Genomic DNA, 17,058 nt, shown 5'->3' with positions numbered 1-17,058 from the left:
CCACTCATGCCGACGGCTGGAAATACCCCGCCAACGCCCGCAAGTCCTGCTCACTCAGCAACCCCGCGTAATACTTCAACTGAATCCTGGCCAGCAGATACGCATGCCGCGCATTCGCCAGGTCGCGGCGGGCGGTGAACAGTTGTTGCTCAGCGTCGAGCACGTCGAGGTTGACCCGCTCACCGCCGCTGACGCTCTTTTGGGTCGCAGTGACCAGCGCGGTGGCGGAGCTGACAGCCATCTCGTAGGCACGCACTTTCGCCGCGCCGCTGGTGTTGAGGTTGAATTGCGTGCGCAGTTCCACCAGCGTCGCCGAGGTGTGTGCGTCCAGCTCGTATTGGGCCTGGGACAGTTGATTGGCCGCCTGGCGCGTGGAGGCCGACACCGAGCCGCCGGCAAACAACGGCAGGCTGACCTGGATACCGACGCTGTTGGTGTCGTACTTCTGGTTGTAGCTGCTTTCCGAATCGGAGCTGGTCTGGCGGCTGCTGGCGTACAGGCTGACCTTGGGCAAGTGGCCGGCGCGTTTACGCTCCACTTCGTAAGAGGCCACGTCCAGCGCGTGGTGCTGGGACTTGAGTTCGGGGTTGTTGGCCATGGCCAGTTCACGCCACGTCTCGAAGCGGTTGGGCTCCAGGGGTGGGATGTCAAATTGGCGGGCCAGGGGTGCCAGCTCTTCGACCTGCAACGGTTGGCCGACAATCGCTTCCAGCTCGCGCAAGGCGCTGTCCTGGGCGTCCAACGCCTCGATTTCCTCCGCCTGGGCCAGGCTCAAGCGCGCCTGGGTTTCCAGCACATCGGTGCGTGTGCCTTCGCCGCCTTTGAGCAAACGATCATTGAGTTGCAGGCGTTCGGCAAACGCACGCTTCTGCGCGCGGCTCAACTCGATGCGCTCCTGGGCCAGCAGCGCCTGGCTGTAGGCGCTGAGCACGCGCACGGCCAACTCCTGGCTCTTGCTGCGAAAACGTTCATCGGCCATCAGCGCCTGGGCGGTGCCTTGGCGAAAGCGCGCGTAGGCTTCGTAATCCAGCAACGGTTGCTGCAAAGTCAGGGTCGAGGCATAGCTGCGGTAATCACGGTCGCTGGTGACATCGCCGACGGCGGTGCTTTGGGTAACTTCGGATGCGTTGCGCGAGTTGTTATAGCTCCAGGACAGGTTCGGCAATAACGCTGCACGGCCGATCACGCGGTTCTCTTCGCCGGCTTCACGTTCCTGGATGGCTGCCTGAAAGGTCGGGTCATTGCGTAGGGCAAGGTCGTAGGCGTCGAGCAAACCCAAGGCATGCGCCGCCGGTGTGACGCTCAGGCACAGGGTAAAAAACAGCGCCTTCATTCTTCCACCAGGGCCATGTGGGTGCGATCCAGCAAGGGTTTGAACAGGTAATTGAGCATCGAACGTTCACCGGTCTTGATAAAGGTTTCCACCGGCATGCCGGGGCGAATCTGCACGCCGTCCAGCTGTTGCATGCCCGCCGCACTGACCTGGGCGCGCACGGTGTAATAAGGCTCGTCGGTGCGCTCATCGACCTGGCGGTCGGCGGAGACCAGCGTCACCTCACCGGCTACCCGCGGGGTGGTGGCCTGGTTGAAGGCCGAGAACAGCAGTTCTACCGGCAAACCTGGGTGCACCTTGTCGATCATTTGCACCGGCACCCGTGCTTCCACCCACAGCGGTTCGCCCTGAGGCACGATGTCCATCAGCGCCTGGCCGGGCTTGATCACCCCGCCTTCGGTGTACACGTCCAACCCCACCACCACCCCCGAAGCCGGCGCACGCACCAGGCTGTTGGCCAGTTCGAACTCGGCCGACGCCAGCCGGTTACGCAGGTCGTCGCTGCGGGTGCGGGTTTCGGCCAACTGGCCGCGCAGGTCTTTCTGGAAGTCTTCGCCGAGCTGGCGGATGCGCAGGCGCAGCTCCAAAACCTGGCGCTGCAACTGGCCGATGCGCCCGTAGTCTTCGGCAATCGCGCCGTCGACCTGGGCGTACAGGCGCTCGCTGTCGAGCAGGCGATTGCGCGGGATATAGCCGTCGCGCGCCAACTCCCGCAGGCCTTGCAGTTGCTCATTCAACGCCGCGCGTTGCAGCAGCTTGCTCGCTTGGGAATCCCGCGTGCCACGCAACTGCGCCTCGGCGCCGGCGATGGTTTCGCGCAGGCCTTGTTGCTCGGTGGCCAGCGCCTGGGCGCGGCTGGTGAACAGTTGCCGTTGCAGATTCAGGGTGTTGGCTGCCTCAGGTTCATTCAGCAATTCAGGGCCGAATGCAATGGCGGGCAAACCTTCGCTTTCCGCGCTCAAGCGCGCCTCACTGGCGAGAGACGCCAGGTACTGGCTGCGCAGCGACTGCATCTGCCCGCGCAAGGGTGTTTCCTTCAAGCGCAACAGCACCTGGCCGGCGTTGACCACATCACCGTCACGCACCTCGATGCGCTCGACGATGCCACCGGCAGGATGCTGCACGGTCTTGCGATGGCCAGAGACCATGACCTTGCCCGACACCGCCACGCCTTTGTCCAGCGGCGCCAACGCGGCCCAGCCGATAAATCCGGCAAAGCCACCGAGCACCAGCCACCAACCCAGGCGCGAATATTGTTTGTCATCCAGCGCCAACACCGTGTGAGGGCGGTCGCTGACCAGCACCGGTTTGCTCATGCTCATGCCTGTTTTCCTTCACCGAGGCGGTAGCTCATGCTCAGGGTCGACACCGGCTTGGGCGCTGCGGCTTTCTGCCGTGCTTCCAACACCCGCGCCGTAGGACCAAAGGCCTGCAACTGGCCGTCCTTGAGGATCAGCAACTGGTCGGTCAGGCTCAGCACATTGGCTTTGTGGGTAATCAGGATCACCGTGCGGCGCTGCTGCTTAAGCTGGGTGATCGCCTGGAGCAGGGCCTGCTCACCCACTTCGTCGAGGTTGGCGTTGGGCTCGTCCAGCACGATCAACGCCGGCAGGCCGTACAGCGCTCGGGCCAGGGCCACGCGTTGCTTTTGCCCGCCGGACAACCCCGCACCGCCCTCCCCCAATTGCGTGTCGTAGCCTTGGGGCAGTTGCAGAATCAGTTCATGCACGCCGGCCATTTGCGCGGCAGCGAGGACTTTGTCGGCCTCCAGCTCGGCAAACCGCGCGATGTTTTCGGCGATGCTGCCGGCGAACAATTGAATGTCCTGGGGCAGGTAGCCGATGTGCGGGCCGAGTTGCTGTTTGTCCCACTGGGCCAGGTCGGCGCCGTCCAGCCGCACCTTGCCGGCCAGCGGTGCCCAGGCGCCCACCAGCACCCGCGCCAGGGTGGACTTGCCGCAGCCTGACGGGCCGATCACGCCGAGCACTTCACCCGCTGGCAGGTTGAACGCCAGGTTCACCAGCGCCGGTCGACGGCTGCCGGGGGCGCAGGCGCTGATTTGCTCGACGCTCAACTGGCCCTTGGGCACCGGCAGGCTCATGCGCGGCGGTCGCGCCGGGTTGGCCGCCAGCAACTGCGACAAGCGCTCGTACGCCAGGCGCGCCGAGCCCCATTGTTTCCAGACGCCGATCAGTTGGTCGATGGGGCTCAGCACCCGCCCCATCAGGATCGAGCCGGCAATCATCATCCCCGGCGTGATATCGCCCTGCACCGCCAGCAACGCGCCCAGGCCGAGTACCAGCGATTGCAATGCCAGGCGCACGCCCTTGGACCAGGCGGTGACGGCGGCAGTCTTTTCACTGGCCAGGTTTTGCTCGGCGAGGAACGCCTGGTGCTGGTTGAACCAACGCCCGCGCAAGGTGGCGAGCATGCCCATGGCTTCGATGCTGTCGGCATTGCGCAGGTTGGCCGTGGCCTGCTGGCTGGCGTGGATGGACAGTTGGCTGGCCTGGGCCATCGGCGCCTGGCTGACGTGGTGGTTGATCCACGCCAACGCGATCAACACCACTGCGCCGCCCAGCGCCAGCAGGCCAAGCCAGGGGTGGAACAGGAAGATCACCAGCAGGTACACCGGAAACCACGGCGCATCGAAAAACGCGAACAGCGCCTGGCCGGTGGCGAACTGGCGCAAGGTGGTCAGGTCATGCAACGCCTGGCCCGCCGCCTGGGTGCCGCCCTTGAGTTGCGCTTCGAATGCGGCGTCGTAGACCCGCTGGTTGAGGCGCATGTCCATCTGTGTGCCGAGGCGGATGACCACCTGGCTGCGCACCCACTCCAACGCGCCCATCAGGCCGAACAGGCCGAGGATCATCAACGTCAGCATGAGCAGGGTCATCTGATTACCCGAGGCCAGCACGCGGTCGTACACCTGCAGCATGTACAACGCCGGGGCCAGCATCAGCAGGTTGATCACCGCCGAGAACAGGCCGATGTTGAAGAAGCCACCTTTATAGGCCGTGAGGGCGGCCAGGGTTTCGTTACCGGCGTGGCGCATCTGGGAATTCTCGTGGGGTTGAGCGTGCAGCGTCGCCGCGTTGACAGGCGATACGACGCTGCGCAGAATTCGGCACCGCCGTCGCCGGAAGAGTTAGAAGGCTTGGGCGAAGGCGGTGTAATGCAGCGAATGGGAGAGCGATCTTCCATTCGCTTTTTTCATGCAGCAGCAGGTTCAGGCTGCGAGTGCCCAGTCCTGTGCCACGTCCTGCACGCCCACCAGGGCAACGTCGGTGGACACTGCGTTGGCCTGCGCCGCCAGGCCCGCCGACACTTCGTCGAACGTGCTGGCAGTGGACAGACCAAAGTCGTCGAGCAGGTTGTTGAGCACGGTTTCCAGCGCGGCGGTATTGCCCTGCATCAAACCGTAGATCACGCTTTGTACTTCGTTGCCTGCCCGGCCGGCACCCTCGGCGGCGCTCAGGTCGAGGCCGTTGAACGCGACCTTGAAGTCGCTCAGGCTGAAGTCGCTGCCATTGCCGCCGCCCAGGCCAGTGCCCAGTTGCACATTATCCAGGTCGCCCCACAGGTAGTGGTTCAGGTTGCTGCTGGCGGGCAACGATGGGTTGAACACATAGTGCAGGCCATTGCTGGTGTCGCTGTCGGCGATGAACGCGTACTCGGAGTTGTTGGCGCCGTGGGTCGAATACTGGTCGCCGCTGAGGGTGCCGTTGCTGAAGCCGCCCGTGTTACTGGTGCCGTGACCTGCCGTGTTGAACCCCACTGCCCAGGAGCTCAGGTAGTCCGATACCGACAGAGAACCCAGGCCCGAATCGTAGCTAACAGAAATAGTCATCGCTAAACCTCGTTAAACAACGTTGTTGATGAGCACGCCGGTGCGGCGCGCCTTTTTGCCCACCCATGGGCAAAACCGTTGATCAAGTGCCTGCGCACGCTGATCAGAATTTGTATTCCAGCATGCCGCTCAGGGTTCGCCCGCGCGCCAGGCTGAGGTTGTTGGCGTCGCCCATGGCGACGAAATAGGCTTCATCGGTGGCGTTTTCCAACGCCAGTGCAATGTTCAGTTGATCGGTCATCCAGTAACTGGCGTACAGGTCATAGAGCGTGTACTTGGGCCACATCGCCTGATCCATCAGCTCGTAGCCCTGCTGATCGAGGTTTTCGCCGTTGCCCGAGCTGTAGCGCACACGCACACCCGTATCCAGACGTTTTTCCAGGAAGCGCGTGCCCAGGGTCAGCGAGCCGCGATCGGCAGGCATGTACGTGGCGTTACCCATGATTCGCCCGCAGCTTTCCTTGTTGTTGGCGACGTCGTCATCCAACACTTCATAGGTGGTGACCGGCCGTATGCTGATGCGCCCATCCGGCAGGGTGAAACGCTCCAGGCGAGTGGTCCTTGGCCCGGTGGTCTTGGCGCCGCCCATGTAATAGTTCTTCGAGCAGAATTCATTGCTGCCGATCATGTGGGTGTAGCTGAGGTTGGCGTACGCGCGCCCCATGTCGTAATTGAGCTGGTATTCGACCCCGCGAAAACGCGTCGGGTTGGTGTTATTGACGTAAGCCATGGTCCCGAGAAATCCACCCACCTGGGTTTCCGGCAAGCTGACGCTGGTGTTGAGGAAAGAGAAGTTTTCAATCCGGGTATCAAAGTAAGCCACCTTCATGCCGAGGCGGTCATCACTGAAGAACAACCCCTCCTTGAAGACATTCATGCCCACTTCCCAATCCCGCGATTCTTCAGGCTTGAGGTACGGGTTGGGGAACACGCGTTCTCCCGAACCACCACCGTGGGGGCGGCCGGTCATGAAGGTTTCGGTCACCGCCGGTGGCCGCCAGCCCTTGCCCCAACGGGTATAGAGTTGCAGCCAGTCCACGCCCGGTTTTACCGCAAGACCGAAGGTGGGGGAAAACTGGCCCTCTTCACGGTCGACCTCGATCACTTCCGAGACACGCCTGGCGCCGACGAGGCTGCTGTAGAAACGATCACGCCGGTACAGAGTCATGCCGGTTTCGCCTTCAAGCCGATAGCGGTCATAACGCAAGCCCGCATCCAGGGTCAGCCAGCCGCCATATTCGTACTGCGCGTTATTGAACAGACTGGCGATGGTGCGTTTGCCCCCTGGCGTACTGCCCTCTGCGTAAGGCAACAAGCCCAGGTTGTTGGTGGCTTCAACTTTGTTGGTCCGGGGCTTGAACTCGTCCTGATACAACTCCACCCCGTAGTTCCAAGTGACATGCCCCCGTTCGCCGAAATCAAACCGCGAGGTGTTGTCACCCTGCAGGCCCCAGGTGTCGGTCTGGAAGTGATCGGTGTAGGCGCCGACGTAGTTACCGGTACCTGGCGACGACAGGTTGGGGGCGTTGCCGCGATCCATCTGGGTGGTGACGTAATAGAGCTTGGCCTTGAGATCGATCAGCGGGTTGTCCGGGCTGTAGCTGTAGTCCAGCGCGACGTTTTTGGCGTTGAGATTGTTTTTGCTGGTGCGTACGTAGTAGGTGCTCTGAAGGTCGTCGGCGATATAGCCCCAGGCATCGTTACTGTCGGTGTCGGTTTCCAGGTAGCTCAACTGCACGCGTTGGTCGTTGGGCAGGTTCAGGCCGAACTTGACGATCTGTGAGCGGGTCACGCTGCCGGTGTCGCCGACTTCGCTGTTCAACCAGTCATCGAAGGCCGCAGGGGCAGATGATCTGGCGCGCAGGTTGGTGCCCAGGTTGTCGTCGTTGTGCCTGCCGGCGCGGTAGTTACCGAAATGCCGCTCGCTGTAGCCCAGCAATACATCGCCGCGCTCATCACCAAAGGCGAACACGCCGCTGCCGTTGAAGTCGGTGCCGTTACCCAGCTCACCGATGCCGCTGCCGGCGCGAAGGCGGCCGCCGTAGTCCTTGCCGTCCTTGAGGAACTCACTGGCATCCAGGGTCTTGAACGACGCAATGCCACCCAGCACGGCAGCTCCGCCCTGCCCCGACTGGCTGCCTTTGTCGATCTCGATGCTGGAGATGAACTCCGGGTCGATCAGCATGGTGCCGTTGCGCTGCTGGTGGCCGTTGACATTGAAGTTCTGGCGCATGCCGTCGATGTTCATGTTCACGCGGCCATAGTCCTGCACACCGCGAATATTCACCGACAGGCCAGGGTCGCGCTGGTTGACGGCGGTGTAGACGCCGGCGGTTTCTTCGAGCATGTCGGCGGCGTGACGGGGCGGACGTTTATCGATCATGTCCCGGCTGATCACCGCCACGGACTTTGGGGTCTGGTACACCCAGTCACTGGCCTGGCCGTTGGTGTTGCCGGTGATGGTGGTGGTGCCCACGGTCATGGCGCCGTCGTGGTCGTCGCTGACACGGTTGAGGGTTACCTGGCGCTCGCCGGTAAAGCGATATTCCACCGGCGTGGCACCGAGCAAACGGCCAAGCCCTTCCTGCACGCTGAAGCTGCCTTTGAGCGCCGTGCTGCTCAAGCCTTGCAGGCGTGGGCTGTCGAACAGCACCTGCAAACCGGCCTGATCGGCAAAGGCCAATACGGCACTGCCCAAGGATTGCGCCGGCACATCGAACGCCAGCACCGCCGGCTGGGCAGCGCCCACCTGAGGCTGCGCCGCATACACGGGAGCGGCTGCGGCGAACAGGCCCAAGTGGATGGCCAGGGCTAACCGACTACCGGTGAGACGCCCCTTGGTGAGTACTGACATTTCTGGTTTCCCTGCGCTGATCGTATTTTTGTTTATGCGAATGCTTCTCACCTAGCAAGACGTACGAGGCGCAGGAAGTCAGTAAGGCTTTTTCAAAAGTTTTTGCGCTGGGGGGAGTTAAGCGAGTGGGAGCGGGCCTCCCACCGGATCATCAATAGATCAGGCTGAGGCCTGCCAGGTCCAAGCGTTGCACTTGAAGTTCCTGGGTGAGGGTGCCGAGGGCGCTGTCGAGCATGTCGAGACGGAAGACACCGCTGACTTCGCGCTCGCCCAGGTCGGCATGGGTCAACACCACCCGCCCCGGACGGTAGCGATTGAGCTGCTCAATGACCTTGGCCAGGGGCTGGCGATCAAAGATCAGCACGCCACGTCGCCAGCTGGTGGCACGGTCTACATCGAACTGATCCAGGGGCACCACACCCTCCTGGGCGTTGTAGCGTGCAGCCTGGCCCTCCTGGAGCACCCGATCGCTCGGGCCTTTTTTCGGTGAGGCGTGCAAAGAAACTTCAACGCTGTGCTGCAACACGCCCACCCATGCCCGGCGTTCGGCCTCGCGCGCCACCACAAACCGCGTGCCCAACGCCCGCGTCTGCCCGCCGGCGCTCTGCACCACGAACGGACGGGTCTCCTGACCCACCATCGGCGCCACATCAAAAATCGCCGAGCCCTGGATCAGGCTGATACGCCGCTGCACGCCGTCGTAATCCAGGCGGATGGCACTGGCGGAATCCAGCTCCACCGTGCTGCCATCGGCCAAGTGCACGGTGCGCACCTCGCCTTTTTGGGTGACATAGTCGGCCTGCATGTGCAGCCAGGCGTCCGGCCCACGCAGCCAGCCGACGCCGGCCACCACCACGACCAACGCGACCGCCGCCGCACGTTGCCAGGGCCTGCGCCGCGGGGAGCGGCGCATGGGCAGCGCTGCAGTCGCGGGGCGCTGGCGGTGAACGCTCTCGTCCTTATGCACCTCGCCCAACGCCGCCCAGGTCTGTTCGGCAAAGCGCAGCGCCGCTTCGTGGCGGCTGTCGCAGGCGATCCACTGGCACAGCTCGGCCTGCTCCTGGTCGGTCAGGGCACCGGCGTGCAGGCGCACCGCCCACTCGGCGGCCTCCTCGGTAATGCTGTGCTGTTGCTGACCCTGGCTATTCACGTGTGAATCTCGAATTTTTCGTTATATGACGCTGTGACGTCTGACCTGAGGTTTTTCCGTAATTCATTCGTCGGATGGCCCCACCTCGCCATCCTGCAAGCGCTGCATCACATACGCCAGCGCCTTGGCCAAGTGCTTTTGCACGGAACTGTCGGAGATGTCCAAATGCCGGGCAACCTGGGCGTGGGTCATGCCCTCTATACGGTTCAGACGGAAGATCTGCTGGGTGCGTTCCGGCAGCTCCGCCAACGCCTGCTTCAATGCCTGTCGCTGTTGCTGCGCCATTGCCTGAGCCTCCAACCCGGCCACTTCATCTTCAATCTCGGCCAGCGCCTCATGGGGCACGGAATCGGTCTTGCGCCGCGCTTCCTGGCGAATATGGTCGATCAGCAGATTGCTCGCCGTTCGATAGAGATAGCCCTGGGAGTTGTCGATACGCTCGCCGGCCGGTTTTTCCGCCAGGCGCAGGAAGCTCTCCTGTACCAGGTCGGCGGCCAACTGCGGGTCCCGTACCTTGCGCGCCAGATACCCACGCAGGGTATCGGCATGCTTGAGAAACAGGCCTTTGAGATCCACGTCCGACAAACCGACTCCCTGGAATGTAAAGGAAACAGGCGGGCATCTTAAGCGTTATCGAGAATGATTTTCAATTGATATGTAATCTGATTCGTACCTGAACACTGTGCGATTAAGAGTTCGATAATCGAACACATCCGTTGCCATCAATTGACCAAATTAACCAACCAGTACATTTTATCCCCACAACGAACAAGAACTGTGGAGAGACCCTTTATGCCGCCCATCGTGCTGGTGCTCAACGGCCCCAACCTCAACCTGCTCGGCACCCGCGAACCCGCGACCTACGGCCATGAAACCCTGGCCGACGTGGCGGCCCTGTGCGGCCGCAGCGCCGAACAATTGGGGCTTAAAATCGAATTCCGCCAGACCAACCACGAAGGCGAGCTGCTGGACTGGATCCACGGCGCCCGCGCTCGCTGCGCCGGTATCGTGATTAACCCGGCCGCCTGGACGCACACCTCGGTGGCGATTCGCGACGCCTTGGTAGCCAGTGAAGTGCCGGTGATCGAGGTGCACTTATCCAATGTGCATGCGCGCGAGGCGTTTCGGCATCACTCGTTTGTGTCGCCCATCGCCAAGGCCGTGCTCGCGGGTTTTGGCAGCCATGGCTACCACCTGGCCCTGGAACATTTCAGCCAGTTGTTGAAGGGGTCGGCCCGATGAAACCGCGCATCCTCGCCGGGCTGATCGGCGCCGGCATCCAGGCTTCCCGCACCCCTGCCCTGCATGAGCAGGAAGGAGACGCCCAAGGCTTGCGTTACCTGTATCGCCTCATTGACCTTGAGCCCCTGCACCTGGACATCAACGCCCTGCCCGACCTGCTGGACGCTGCCGAGTTGATGCACTTCACCGGATTGAACATTACCTACCCGTGCAAGCAGGCAATCCTGCCGCTGCTCGATGATTTGTCCGACGAGGCCCGAGGCATCGGAGCGGTCAACACCGTGGTCTTCAAGGACGGCAAGCGTATCGGCCATAACACCGACTGCCTGGGGTTTGCCGAGGGTTTTCGCCGCAACCTCAGCGATGTGCCGCGCCAACGCGTGGTGCAGATGGGCGCGGGTGGCGCCGGTGCCGCAGTGGCGCATGCGCTATTGGCCGAAGGTGTCGAACACTTGAGTATTTTCGACGTGGACGCCAGCCGCGCCCGCGACCTTGTGGATAACCTCGCCCAGCGTTTCGGCGCCGGCCGCGCCCAGGTCGGCACCCACCTTGAAAACGCCATGGCCGAGGCCGATGGCCTGGTCAACACCACGCCGATGGGCATGGCCAAACTGCCCGGCACACCGGTGCCAGCGGCCCTGCTGAGAGCCGAACTGTGGGTGGCTGAAATTGTGTATTTCCCACTGGAAACCGAACTGCTGCGCGATGCCCGCGCCTTGGGCTGCCGCACCCTGGATGGCGGCAACATGGCGGTGTTCCAGGCGGTGAAGGCGTTTGAACTGTTCAGCGGAGAGGTGGCGGATGCGCAGCGAATGCTCGCGCACTTCAAGAGCATGAATACCTGAAATGTAGGAGGGGGCTTGTCCCCTCCTACATTGGCTTAGGCGGTGTATTCAGGCCTGCAGGTAGCGCAACACCGACTCGCAAATCATCTCGCGATGCCGCTGTTTAACCGTCTCATCCGACAGGTCGATCTGAAAGATCTCACTGAACGTATGGCGGTTGGACACCCGGTAAAAGCTGAATGAGTTGATCAGCAAGTGCACGTCCAACGGTTCCAGCCCTTCGCGGAACAGCCCCATCTCGGCGCCCCGGCGCAACGTCACTCCCAGCCCCTCGAGGATTTTGCTGTTCATCGCCTTGATCGTTTCGGTGCGTTTCACGTACTCGGCATTGTGGATATTTTCGATGCTGACAATACGCACGAAATCAACGTTCTGATCATGGTGGTCGAAGGTGAACTCCACCAGCCGCCGGATCGCCTCACGCGGTTCCAGGGCAGTGAGGTTCATGCGCGTTTCGGTGTTGCGAATATCGCCGTAGAGCTTCTCCAGCACCTCGACGTACAACTGCTCCTTGCTGCCGAAGTAGTAATAGATCATGCGTTTGGAGGTGTGGATGCGCTCGGCGATGGCATCCACGCGAGCGCCGGACAGGCCCTGCTGAACAAACTCGACGATGGCTTCCTGGAGAATGTTCTCCCGGGTCTTTTCCGGGTTGTTCTTACGACTCTTGCGCGGTGCGTCTGACACCGCGGGGAGTTCGGGACTTGAGGTCATGGTGCGCTCACGGCCATTTTTATTGTGCAGGCCGCGATTATGGGCCGAGGCGTCCTACGAAGGAAGCACTTGGCCCACCGTTATAAACGCGCCTGGCGCACTGCGCCGCTACGGGATTTGGCCATCGCCGCCAGGCGCACCGCCACGTTGGCCGCGCCGTAGCCGGCGTAGCCGTTTTTGCGTTGGATGATCTCGAAGAAAAACCGTCCTTCGAAGGGCTCGGTGTACACATGAAACAACTCACCGCCCTGGGCGTCACGGTCGTACAACACGTTGTAGTACGCCAGTTCGCTGAGGAACTCATCATCAAAATCAAAGCGTGCTGCCAGGTCATCGTAGTAGTTGAGCGGGATATCCAGCAGCGGCACCCCGGCCTCCTTGGCGCGACGTACTTCGGCGAAAATATCCGCGCAGTCAAAGGCAATGTGATGCACACCTGAGCCGCGATAACTCGACAGCGCGTGGGAAATCGCGGTGTTGCGGTTCTCGGAAATATTCAGCGGCAAGCGAATCGAGCTGCAACGGCTGCGCAGCGCACGGCTTTTCACCAGGCCGTAGGGGTCGGGCAGCACCACTTCGTCATCGGCTTCGAAATCCAGCAGGCTCTTGTAGAACAGCACCCAACTGTCGAGGCTGTCGGCCGGCAAGGCCATGGCCATATGGTCGATGCGCAGCAAACCACCGCCCGCAGCATTGGCCGGCTGCAGATTGAAATCGGTGTCGTAGATCCCCCCCTCACCCTGATCCACCAAGTAAATCAGGCTGCCGTCCGGCGCACGCACCGCCGCCAGTTCCAGCTCGTTGGGCCCGACCAGGCCGCGATAGGGCTGGCCCTTGTAGGCCACCGCCCGCTCCAGGGCCTTGGCGCTGTCCTTGACCCGAATCGCCGTGGCGCACAACGACGGCCCATGGGCCTCGAAAAAGTTATGCGCGAAGGAATAGGGTTCGCAGTTGAGGATCAGGTTGATATCCCCCTGGCGCAGCAGGCTCACGCTCTTGGAGCGGTGCTGGCCGGCCTTGACGAAACCCAGGCGTTCCAGCCAATGGGTAAGCTTGGCGCCGAGGTTTTCATCCACGGCGAACTCGAGGAACTCGATACCTTCGTACTCGCTGGCCGCTGGGGTATCAAACAGAATCTCGACAGGTTGTGCGGGCGCCTCCTGTTGCAAGCGCTCGCGGGTTTTCTCTTCCAGGTACAGCAAGGAACGCAGGCCATCTGCCGCATTCGCGCGGGTCGGCGCGGCGCGGAAGCCATCGTTGAAAATTTCCAGGGACAACGGCCCGGTGTAGCCGCTCTTGATGATCGGCGCGAGGAACCCCGCCAGGTCGAATTCGCCCTGGCCGGGGAAGCAGCGAAAATGCCGGCTCCACTCCAGCACATCCATGGCCAGGATCGGCGCGTCGGCCATTTGCACAAAGAAGATCTTGTCGCCGGGGATCTGCGCGATGGCACTCGGGTCGCCCTTGAGCGAAAGCGTGTGGAAGCTGTCGAGCAACACCCCAAGGCTCGGGTGATCGACCTGGCGCACCAGGTTCCACACCTGCTGCCAGGTATTAACATGCTTGCCCCAGGCCAACGCCTCATAACCAATGCGCAGGCCGCGACGGCCCGCGTGTTCGGCCAACAGGCTGAGGTCGTCCAGCAGGATGCGTTCATCCCCGACGCAATCGGCCGAGGCGTTACTGCACACCAGCACCAGGTCGGTGCCCAGTTCCTGCATCAGGTCGAACTTGCGCTCAGCGCGCTCCAGGTTGCGCGCAAGACGATCGCGGCGGCAGCCTTCAAAGTCGCGAAAGGGTTGGAACAAGGTGATGGCGATGCCCAGGTCAGCACACATCTGCCTGACTTCCCGGGGGCTGCCGTCGTAATACAACAAGTCGTTTTCGAAGATCTCGACCCCATCGAACCCGGCGGCGGCAATGGCTTCGAGCTTTTCCGGCAGGGTACCGCTCAAGGACACGGTGGCGATGGAACGTTGCATGGAAGACTCCCGGCAATTGTTGTTTGTGGCAAATTATTCGCCCCCAGACTACCCGCAGCAATTAAAATGTACGAACCGGTTAGTTTTTGGTGCGATTATCGAACACTAAGCCTCTTTGGCGAATTGACGATTTTTTAGCCACTGCGCACCATCAATCACGCAGCGACACCCAAAAGAAGACCCACAACACCTCATAAAAATTTCAAAAAACGGGTACAACCACATGCCTTCGCAAAACTCCGCCCTGGCCGCGCGCCCGGGCACCCCGCACGCCGGCATCGGCGACAAGATCCGCGGCGCCCTTGCCGTGGGTAAAACCCGCTGGGGCATGCTGGCCCTGGTGTTCTTTGCCACCACCCTCAACTACATCGACCGCGCCGCACTGGGCGTGATGCAACCGATCCTGGCCAAGGAAATGAGCTGGACGGCGATGGACTACGCCAACATCAACTTCTGGTTCCAGGTCGGCTACGCCATCGGCTTTGTGCTGCAAGGTCGGCTGATCGACCGCGTGGGCGTCAAGCGCGTGTTTTTCTGCGCGGTACTGCTGTGGAGCCTGGCTACGGGTGCCCATGGCCTGGCCACTTCGGCCGTCGGTTTTATGGTCTGCCGCTTTATCCTCGGGCTGACCGAAGCCGCCAACTACCCGGCCTGCGTCAAGACCACCCGCCTGTGGTTCCCCGCCGGTGAGCGTGCGGTGGCCACCGGTATCTTCAACGCCGGTACCAATGTCGGCGCAATGATGACGCCGATGCTGCTGCCGCTGATCCTGCATGTGTGGGGCTGGCAGGCTGCGTTCCTGTGCATGGCATCGCTGGGCGCGATCTGGCTGGTGTTCTGGGGTTTGAAGTACTACAACCCGGAAGACCACCCGAGCGTCAAACAATCCGAACTGGACTACGTGCAACGGGAAGTCGAACCGGAACAACCTGGCGTACCGTTCAGCCGCATCCTGCGCATGCGCGGCACCTGGGCCTTTGCCATCGCCTATGCACTCACCGCACCAGTGTTCTGGTTCTACCTGTATTGGCTGCCGCCGTTCCTGAACCAGCAGTACAACCTGGGCATCAACGTGACGCAGATGGGTATCCCGCTGATCATCATCTATCTGACCGCCGACTTCGGCAGTGTGGGTGGGGGGATTCTGTCGTCCTTCCTGATCGGCCGTGGGATGAACTCGATCAAGGCGCGGTTGTTGTCGATGCTGCTGTTTGCCTGCTGCATCGTCGGCGTGATCATGGCGGCCGGCTCCAGCCAACTGTGGGTCGCGGTATTTGCCATCTCCCTGGCCATCGGCGCGCACCAGGCCTGGACCGCCAACATCTGGAGCCTGGTGATGGACTACACGCCCAAGCACATGATGAGCACGGTGTTCGGTTTCGGCGGCATGTGCGCAGCCATCGGCGGCATGTTTATGACCCAGATCGTCGGCCATATCCTCACCGTCACCAACAACAACTACACCGTGTTGTTCACCCTGATCCCGGCGATGTACTTCATTGCGCTGACCTGGATGTACTTCATGGCGCCGCGCAAGATTCCTACCGTCGACGCCTGATTTACCGACGCCGCTGCTGCCAGGCAGCGGCCAACCCGCTCATGCAGATCACCCCGATGCCGACCACCGTGGTCATATCGGGGGTATGACTGAACACCAGCCAACCCAACAACCCCGCGAATACGATCTGGCAATAGCCGAACGGCGCCAGCAAGGCCGGTGCCGCGAAGCGGAACGCCTGGGTCAGCATCAAGTGTGCGGTCATCCCACAGGTGCCCAGCGCCAGCATCAACACGCCATGCCACAGCGTGGGAACCTGCCAGAAGAACGGCACCATCGCACTCATCACCAAGGTATTGCACAGCCCGGCGAAGAAGTTGCTGGTGGTGGGCGTGTCGTATTGGCTGAGGATGCGCGTGAGCAGTTGGTAGAAGCAGAAGAACAGCGCCGAGCACAGCGGCAGTAACACCGCAGGCGTAAACAACTCACCGCCTGGATGAATGATCACCAGCACGCCGACAAACCCGCAGATCACCGCCAGCCATTGGCCGCGTGTCACGTGCTCGCCGAGCAGCGGCACCGACAGTGCCGTCACCAGGATCGGCGCAAGGAAGTTCACCGCCGTGGCTTCCGCCAACGGGATGTAATGCAACGCCGTCGTGAAAAACAGGCTGGTACCCAACAGGCACAAGGCCCGCACCACCTGCATTCCCGGGCGTTTACTGCGCAGCACGCGTAGCCCCGATTGCGGCAGGAAAATCCCGGCCATCAGCAAGGTGTGCACCACGTAGCGCACCCACACCACCATCACGATCGGGTAGAACCCGGCCAGGTATTTGGACAAGGCATCGTGGCTGGAGAACAGGAATGTCGCCAACACAATCAGCAAAATGCCTTTGAAGGGATGGTTGACGCCGGAAAGGGGGGTGCTGACAGTCATGGAATTCTCTTGCGTGGCGAGCGAAACGCTGAGCACTGAACGAAGTAGCGCTCAACCCGGTAATCTAGCAGCCGGGCTGGAGTCTGCCCCAAGAGCATAACCAAACACCGGGCGAACAGCGCACTAAATCACCGCATTCGAGTCCAACGCAGCACCTTAGCCCCCGCATTGCATACTTTTTAACCAAGGCCTCGCCGCTATGAAAAAAATCCTCTTTGTTCTTTCTGCCCTTGCCCTGCTGACCGCCTGCGACCAGGAGGCCAAGCAAGCGCCCAAACCCGCACCGCCTTCCGTGCAGGCCACCCTGGTACCCGAAACCCCGCCCACCGATAAATGGGTCGGCAAATGGATCGGCGTCGAAGGCCTGCACCTGACCATCGCCAAGGACGACAGCATCGGCCGTGGCCACTACGTCCTCACCATGCAATACGGCCTCGACGCCGATGACTCGGGCACCTTCAAGGGTGAAGCCAGCGAAGGCGGCATCGCCTTCACCCGCCCGGACGGCCCGCAATTGCTGCGCGCCGGCGATGGCGAAGCGACCGGGCTGAAATGGCTGGCGGATAAAAAAGACTGCCTGATCGTCGCCACCGGCGAAGGCTATTGCCGTTAATACCGACCATACTCAATCACGGTTAGCACACAGAGGA

14 protein-coding genes are annotated in these 17,058 nt (G+C 61.8%); 4 read left to right on the top strand and 10 right to left on the bottom strand.

What is annotated here, in order from left to right; translation table 11 throughout:
- Positions 1 to 4: 4 nt before the first annotated feature.
- The 7 genes from HCF10_RS24220 to HCF10_RS24190 all read right to left on the bottom strand — a co-directional run bounded on the left by HCF10_RS24220 (position 5) and on the right by HCF10_RS24190 (position 9,772).
- The gene (locus HCF10_RS24220; RefSeq protein ID WP_167656572.1) at positions 5 to 1,333 is read right to left on the bottom strand and encodes a TolC family outer membrane protein; all 1,329 of its coding nucleotides are present in this window, start codon (positions 1,331 to 1,333) and stop codon (positions 5 to 7) included.
- On the bottom strand, positions 1,330 to 2,655 hold the full coding sequence (locus tag HCF10_RS24215) for an HlyD family type I secretion periplasmic adaptor subunit (RefSeq protein WP_167656571.1): 1,326 nt from the start codon (positions 2,653 to 2,655) through the stop codon (positions 1,330 to 1,332). The genes HCF10_RS24220 and HCF10_RS24215 overlap by 4 nt, the downstream gene beginning before the upstream one ends.
- Positions 2,652 to 4,388, bottom strand: coding sequence for a type I secretion system permease/ATPase (locus HCF10_RS24210; RefSeq protein ID WP_167656570.1), 1,737 nt, complete (start codon positions 4,386 to 4,388; stop codon positions 2,652 to 2,654). The genes HCF10_RS24215 and HCF10_RS24210 overlap by 4 nt, the downstream gene beginning before the upstream one ends.
- 174 nt (positions 4,389 to 4,562) lie before the next feature.
- Positions 4,563 to 5,183: a heme acquisition protein HasA gene (locus HCF10_RS24205; protein WP_167656569.1), complete on the bottom strand. Its 621-nt coding sequence runs from the start codon at positions 5,181 to 5,183 to the stop codon at positions 4,563 to 4,565.
- Between the two features lie 103 nt (positions 5,184 to 5,286).
- Complete coding sequence (locus HCF10_RS24200; protein WP_167656568.1) at positions 5,287 to 8,037, bottom strand: TonB-dependent receptor; 2,751 nt, start codon at positions 8,035 to 8,037, stop codon at positions 5,287 to 5,289.
- Positions 8,038 to 8,188: 151 nt separating this feature from the next.
- A complete protein-coding gene (locus HCF10_RS24195) occupies positions 8,189 to 9,187 on the bottom strand; it encodes a FecR family protein (protein WP_131700140.1) in 999 nt (332 codons plus the stop codon).
- Between the two features lie 63 nt (positions 9,188 to 9,250).
- Positions 9,251 to 9,772, bottom strand: coding sequence for an RNA polymerase sigma factor (locus HCF10_RS24190; RefSeq protein WP_131700139.1), 522 nt, complete (start codon positions 9,770 to 9,772; stop codon positions 9,251 to 9,253).
- Between the two features lie 207 nt (positions 9,773 to 9,979).
- Between HCF10_RS24190 and aroQ the strand changes: the two genes are divergently transcribed.
- Positions 9,980 to 10,429: a type II 3-dehydroquinate dehydratase gene (gene aroQ, locus HCF10_RS24185; protein WP_010206717.1), complete on the top strand. Its 450-nt coding sequence runs from the start codon at positions 9,980 to 9,982 to the stop codon at positions 10,427 to 10,429.
- On the top strand, positions 10,426 to 11,274 hold the full coding sequence (locus HCF10_RS24180) for a shikimate dehydrogenase (protein WP_167656567.1): 849 nt from the start codon (positions 10,426 to 10,428) through the stop codon (positions 11,272 to 11,274). Before aroQ ends, HCF10_RS24180 begins: the two co-directional genes overlap by 4 nt.
- Before the next feature lie 48 nt (positions 11,275 to 11,322).
- Here the strand turns inward: HCF10_RS24180 and HCF10_RS24175 are convergent, their stop codons facing one another.
- Entirely contained in the window at positions 11,323 to 11,988 is a 666-nt protein-coding gene (locus HCF10_RS24175) for a TetR/AcrR family transcriptional regulator (RefSeq protein ID WP_131700137.1), read from the bottom strand.
- Positions 11,989 to 12,068: 80 nt separating this feature from the next.
- Entirely contained in the window at positions 12,069 to 13,970 is a 1,902-nt protein-coding gene (quiC, locus tag HCF10_RS24170) for a 3-dehydroshikimate dehydratase QuiC (protein ID WP_167656566.1), read from the bottom strand.
- Positions 13,971 to 14,193: 223 nt separating this feature from the next.
- Between quiC and HCF10_RS24165 the strand changes: the two genes are divergently transcribed.
- Complete coding sequence (locus tag HCF10_RS24165) at positions 14,194 to 15,528, top strand: MFS transporter (protein WP_131700135.1); 1,335 nt, start codon at positions 14,194 to 14,196, stop codon at positions 15,526 to 15,528.
- 1 nt (position 15,529) lies between these two features.
- Here the strand turns inward: HCF10_RS24165 and HCF10_RS24160 are convergent, their stop codons facing one another.
- Positions 15,530 to 16,408: a DMT family transporter gene (locus HCF10_RS24160; RefSeq protein ID WP_167656565.1), complete on the bottom strand. Its 879-nt coding sequence runs from the start codon at positions 16,406 to 16,408 to the stop codon at positions 15,530 to 15,532.
- A 199-nt stretch (positions 16,409 to 16,607) separates the two neighbouring features.
- On the opposite strand from HCF10_RS24160, the gene HCF10_RS24155 reads away from it, so the two are divergent.
- On the top strand, positions 16,608 to 17,021 hold the full coding sequence (locus tag HCF10_RS24155; RefSeq protein ID WP_167656564.1) for a membrane lipoprotein lipid attachment site-containing protein: 414 nt from the start codon (positions 16,608 to 16,610) through the stop codon (positions 17,019 to 17,021).
- Positions 17,022 to 17,058 lie beyond the last annotated feature (37 nt).

The sequence above is a fragment of the Pseudomonas sp. B14(2022) genome, assembly GCF_012030485.1.
Classification (GTDB): domain Bacteria; phylum Pseudomonadota; class Gammaproteobacteria; order Pseudomonadales; family Pseudomonadaceae; genus Aquipseudomonas.
Note: the sequence above shows the minus strand (reverse complement) of the source record. Positions and strands in the feature narration are given on the sequence as shown.